We start from the raw sequence: 5,074 nt of genomic DNA, 5'->3' as shown, positions 1-5,074 counted from the left end.
TTAGTTTTGACTATTTCGTTTTTAATCGCAATGTCGATCCTCTAGCAATTTCATGTTAAATAGATTTAAATTTTTTTTTAGTTATTTTACTATAGAAATTAATTATATAGTGTGCACACATATACACTTGCACCTATGCATTCATGCACACGTTCGATAATTCACACATGATCGCGTGCACATAATAGCGTATTCAACTGAAAGAAGTATATTTTTTTCGAATGAGGTCTTAATAAGGAGATGAACACGTATACGAAACCATCTTTGCTTAAGTTATGAGTTTTTAATTCTTTCTTAACTTATGATTTCCCAATGGCCTTGTCACAGGGTTGTTTATTAAAAACTTTGTAGATAGTGAATCTGCGCAAAAAGAGGGTAATGCAAAGACTTATGAACGACTTGCCAAACATTATGATTATATGAATTGTATTCTGCAAAATAATGGAGATCAATGGTTTTTAGGCGAGAAAAGTTTTGCAGACACATTTTTATATGTTTTATCTCGCTGGATTAAACTGACGCCTTTGTCAATTCACGATTACGAGTCATTTAAGTCGCATAGCGTACGAATGGAGGCCGATGAAGGCGTCAAACTGGCACTCGATCGACAGAGTATGAAGCCCCTATTTTAGGATAATAGAAAAAATGAGGTTTATATGCGGCATTTTAACTTAACCAAAAACTCCTATAGTTTGCTGCCAAGTAGTCAACATATAGAAATTTTTTGGTAGGGTCTCAGTTTGAAACTTGGAGAGGCCGACTCAATTTACGATGTGCGAATTCATTTCAAATCAGTCAACTCATATAACGGCCGGATTTCGATCTCGCTCGGTCCCGGCATGGGATTGGGGCAGCGCTTCACCCAAGCGACCGCTTCGTCCATGTCCTTAACTTCCCAAAGCCAGAAACCTGCGACCAACTCGCTCGGATGATGAAAAGGCCCGTCGATAACCGTACGAGCGGGACCATCGAACGCAATACGCTTGCCCCGAGAAGATGGCGTAAGGCCGTCGCAGTCCCCGTCCTTCATGATACCTGCGTTTACCAACTCATCATTAAATCTGCCCATGGCCTCCATCATCTCCATCGTCTCAGCCGTTGGGACGAAGCCCTTTTCGCTGTCTTCGGTAGCTTTCACTAACACCATCACACGCATTGTCAGTCTCCTTATTTGATTGAAAACGTCACGTCACGTCACGTTCAACTTGTGACCCGTCCATTAATTTCATGGGTTTGACAAATAATATATCATTCAGTACAGTACTTTACTGGAAAATAGCTTGGCTTAGTTCTACAAGGATATTAGGATATTAGCATGATATATAAGGTTCTTATCGCGCCGGTTGAGCCGTCAATCAATGCTGCGCCCAATTACAGTGGTCTGCTCGCCGATTACGAAATTGAAGCCAGTTCGGAAATTGAAGCTGGAAATTTGGCATTTACCCGCTTTTGCCAGGAAAATCCGAATCATTCTCTCAATCGCGATGATTATGTAATCGATGTGAGCTGAAAGAATTAGTTGTTTCATTTCTGGCATTAATCGTGTTCTTCATTTACTCGATACTGACTGCTTTTGCGGATTTAGGAACAGTACCTTTTAGAGTAGTAATATTTAATTCCTTGCTGTTTCTCATCGTCGGTTTCGTGCCCATCCATCGTTTCGTAATAATCGAAATTACCGTATTCGTTCACAAACTCTTGAAGCGTACATTTTCTTTTTAAAAACGAGTGGAGTGTCGTCTGGATTGTTGACACCGGTCGAAAATTGACCAGAAAAGGGCACTAATACCGGTTGAAAATTGACCAGGTAATTCACGTATTCTGCTTAAGTTTTAGGCAGGAGAAACTAGAGGTGATTACCATGGTTATGTATGCAAAGATCCGGCGGATGTTTTACCGTGAACATTTGTCGATAAATGAAATTCAACGGCGTACAAGTCTGTCCCGAAACACGATAAAGAAGTGGTTGCGAGCGCCAGATGATAGTGCCGTCCAATATCGAAGGGCAAAGAAGCCTGGCAAACTGACACCGTTTGAACCCAAGTTGTTATTGGCACTGGAAGCAGATGTGCGCCGTCCAAAGAAGGATCGGCGCACGGCATTAATGTTGTTCAAAGCGATTTTGAACGAAGGCTATACTGGTGGCTATACGATTGTTTGCGACTTTATCCGGAGCTGGCGCAATCAAGGCAGTAAAGGCACTGCGTATGTGCCGCTCAAGTTTGCATTTGGTGAAGCATTTCAGTTTGACTGGAGTGAAGAGTGGCTAGTGATTGGCGGTATTCATCGTAAAGTCTTAGCTGCACACACCAAACTATGCGCCAGCCGTGCATTCATGCTGTCAGGTTACCCATCACAAAGCCACGAAATGTTGTTTGATGCGCATACCCGCGCATTCACAGCTTTTGACGGCATCCCGAAACGCGGCATTTACGATAACATGAAGACCGCCGTGGATAAGGTCTCCAAAGGCAATGGACGCGTGGTGAACACGCGTTTCTTTGCCATGACCGCACATTACCTGTTTGATCCAGATTTCTGCAATGTAGCTTCCGGCTGGGAGAAAGGCGTTGTCGAGAAAAATGTTCAGGATATGCGCCGCCATATCTGGCATGAAGCCAAACAGCAGCAGTTCAGTTCATTCGAAGAACTTAACCGTTGGCTTGAAGCGCGTTGCCGCACCTTGTGGCTAGAAATACAGCATCCAGACTATAACGGCATTACGCTTGCCGATGCGTTGGAACAAGAACAACTTTATTTGATGCCAATGCCAGCACCATTCGACGGTTATGTTGAGGTATTGGCGCGGGTTTCCAGCACTTGTCTGGTTACACTGCAACGTAATCGTTATTCTGTTCCCTGTCTTCTGGCCAATCAGATGGCGGCGGTTCACTTATACGCGAACCGCATAGAGATCGTTTGTGACAATGCTGTGGTCGCTAATCATTCCCGCTTGCTGGATTGTGACCAAGTCAGCTATAACTGGCAGCATTATATCCCGGTCATCGAGAAGAAACCGGGGGCTTTACGCAACGGCGCGCCATTTGCCGAACTACCGGCACCCTTGATACAACTACAAACAGCATTGCGGCGCAGAGAACGCCAACAAGCTGACCGAATCATGGCCAAGGTATTAAGTTTAGTGCCGACACATGGATTGGAAGCTGTGCTGGTAGCGGTTGAATTGGTGCTGGAATCAGGTGTTCTCAATGCCGAGCATGTCACCAATGTGCTCGCACGCTTGAAACGAACTGATTCACCGGCGCAAGTGGAAACGACGCTTAAACTCAAAGAAGAACCGCAGGCAGATACTGCACGCTATGACCGCCTGAATAAGCTGGAGGTGCCGCATGTCTGACATTCTCGCACAATTCAAGGCACTGAAGTTATACGGTATGGCTGACTGCTATACCGAGCTGAAACAGCAGAATGCGCCAGATATCATTGCTAGTCTTGATGCATCGGACAAGATTCTGCACCAATTACTCCAAGCCGAATCAACTGAGCGCAGCATCCGCTCTATCCGCTATCAAACCAATGCCGCCAGATTTCCTGTGCTGCGTCATTTACAGGGATTTGACTTCAGTCAGTCCAAAGTAGATCAACAACTGATTAACCAGTTGGCAACCATGCAATTTACTGAAGCAATACAGAATCTGGTGTTGGTTGGTGGTACCGGAACCGGTAAAACGCATCTTGCCATCGCAATTGGTGTTTCAGGCATACAACACCACCATAAAAAAGTGCGTTTCTACAGTGCCATTGATCTGGCCAATATGTTGGAGCAAGAGAAGATTGCTGGCAAACAGGGAAGAATGGCGATGAATCTGTTACAAGTAAATTTGGTTATTTTAGATGAACTGGGTTATCTGCCATTCTCACAAACAGGCGGTGCCTTGCTGTTTCATTTGCTGTCCAGGCTTTATGAACGTACCAGCGTAATCATCACCACTAATCTAACGTTTGCTGAATGGAGCAATGTATTTATCGACGCCAAAATGACAACCGCGCTACTGGATCGACTGACGCATCACTGCCACATTATCGAAACCGGCAATGAGTCTTTCCGTTACAAACAAAGCGCTGCCAGTGTAAAAACTAGAATACAGGAAAGAGAAAAAGAAAGATCTTCTTCAGAAGAAAATCTTACAGATTTGTAACGAATCCAATTATTTTAAACCATCAACAGGAGGCAAAAACCAAACTCAGTCTGGTCGACTTATCCACAGATGCGTAGTACCCTACGCACTGATTTCCCCTGGTCAATTTTCAACCGGCACAGGTGGTCAATTTTAAACCGGTATCAACACGTCTGGATCCTTCACTCCAAGAACTTGGCCCTGCGGTTGTTGTGCTTTTGGATTAGGATGATTGGCAGAGTTATGAGTAGCGGTTTGCAATCATCATTTTTTGCTGCACAATGGTAACTGGCTGTAGTTTCTAAAGCCATTTTCAATATCTTGTCGACCAGAAATATTCATAATTTCAACCGAGTCACCAACAACACTAATAGATAGTATCAACGCTACAAACGCTTTTTTTGTAGCCTTTACGGATATACTCAGCAAATGGATTCATAAGTGGCTGTTCCACCAGCAATTCAAAGCGTTGTAATATTTGTCAGCCTGACATTCTCCCCATTCTTTAAATCATCGTCGCCAAATCCTATCTAAATCAACTTGCGCGTCTTCGGTTTTTTTATAAACCCCATTGCGGCGCGCTTTTTCTTTAATATCTTCCAGTATTTCATCACGGTTCTTGTTCGTAAAACCGCTCTGTTCGGCCTTTAATAATTTAGCGCGAATAAGCTCGATCTCAGCATGGCTTTCTGTACGCTGCTCTTTATCTCTGTGAATGAGATTACGGACATATTCGCTATTACTTACATACTCACCGCTTGCAATAATTTCATTCATCCATTGACGGTCTTGATCGGTAAGGCTGAGCGTGGTTTTTACAATGGCCATAAATTTACCTCCAGGTAGGGTATGAATATATACTACTAAAACACCTCCAAAAGATTACCCAATCAAGCTCTTTCTGCGGGTCTACAATCGAGATTATTTATAATAGA

The 5,074-nt window shown here is 43.7% G+C and carries 6 protein-coding genes; 4 read left to right on the top strand and 2 right to left on the bottom strand.

Features of this window, described 5'->3' with window-relative positions:
- The first annotated feature begins 329 nt into the window (after nt 1–329).
- Nucleotides 330–632, top strand: a complete 303-nt coding sequence (locus C7H79_RS16300) for a glutathione S-transferase family protein (protein WP_106708306.1) — start codon at nt 330–332, stop codon at nt 630–632.
- Between the two features lie 149 nt (nt 633–781).
- Here C7H79_RS16300 and C7H79_RS16295 read toward each other — a convergent pair whose 3' ends face one another.
- Complete coding sequence (locus tag C7H79_RS16295; RefSeq protein WP_106708305.1) at nt 782–1,156, bottom strand: YciI family protein; 375 nt, start codon at nt 1,154–1,156, stop codon at nt 782–784.
- Between the two features lie 159 nt (nt 1,157–1,315).
- Here C7H79_RS16295 and C7H79_RS16290 point away from each other — a divergent pair, with 159 nt between their 5' ends.
- The 3 genes from C7H79_RS16290 to istB all read left to right on the top strand — a co-directional run bounded on the left by C7H79_RS16290 (nt 1,316) and on the right by istB (nt 4,160).
- Nucleotides 1,316–1,510 (top strand): hypothetical protein, encoded by a 195-nt coding sequence (locus tag C7H79_RS16290; RefSeq protein ID WP_106708304.1) that lies wholly within the window; start codon nt 1,316–1,318, stop codon nt 1,508–1,510.
- A gap of 351 nt (nt 1,511–1,861) precedes the next feature.
- Complete coding sequence (gene istA, locus C7H79_RS16285; protein WP_106708303.1) at nt 1,862–3,358, top strand: IS21 family transposase; 1,497 nt, start codon at nt 1,862–1,864, stop codon at nt 3,356–3,358.
- Complete coding sequence (istB, locus tag C7H79_RS16280) at nt 3,351–4,160, top strand: IS21-like element helper ATPase IstB (protein ID WP_106708302.1); 810 nt, start codon at nt 3,351–3,353, stop codon at nt 4,158–4,160. Before istA ends, istB begins: the two co-directional genes overlap by 8 nt.
- A 489-nt stretch (nt 4,161–4,649) precedes the next feature.
- Here istB and C7H79_RS16275 read toward each other — a convergent pair whose 3' ends face one another.
- Nucleotides 4,650–4,967: a ribbon-helix-helix domain-containing protein gene (locus C7H79_RS16275; protein ID WP_106708301.1), complete on the bottom strand. Its 318-nt coding sequence runs from the start codon at nt 4,965–4,967 to the stop codon at nt 4,650–4,652.
- Between the last annotated feature and the right edge of the window lie 107 nt (nt 4,968–5,074).

The organism is Nitrosomonas supralitoralis, from assembly GCF_003011925.2.
Classification (GTDB): domain Bacteria; phylum Pseudomonadota; class Gammaproteobacteria; order Burkholderiales; family Nitrosomonadaceae; genus Nitrosomonas; species Nitrosomonas supralitoralis.
The sequence above is the reverse complement of the archived record's forward strand: the minus strand, read 5'-3'. Positions and strand labels throughout refer to the sequence as shown.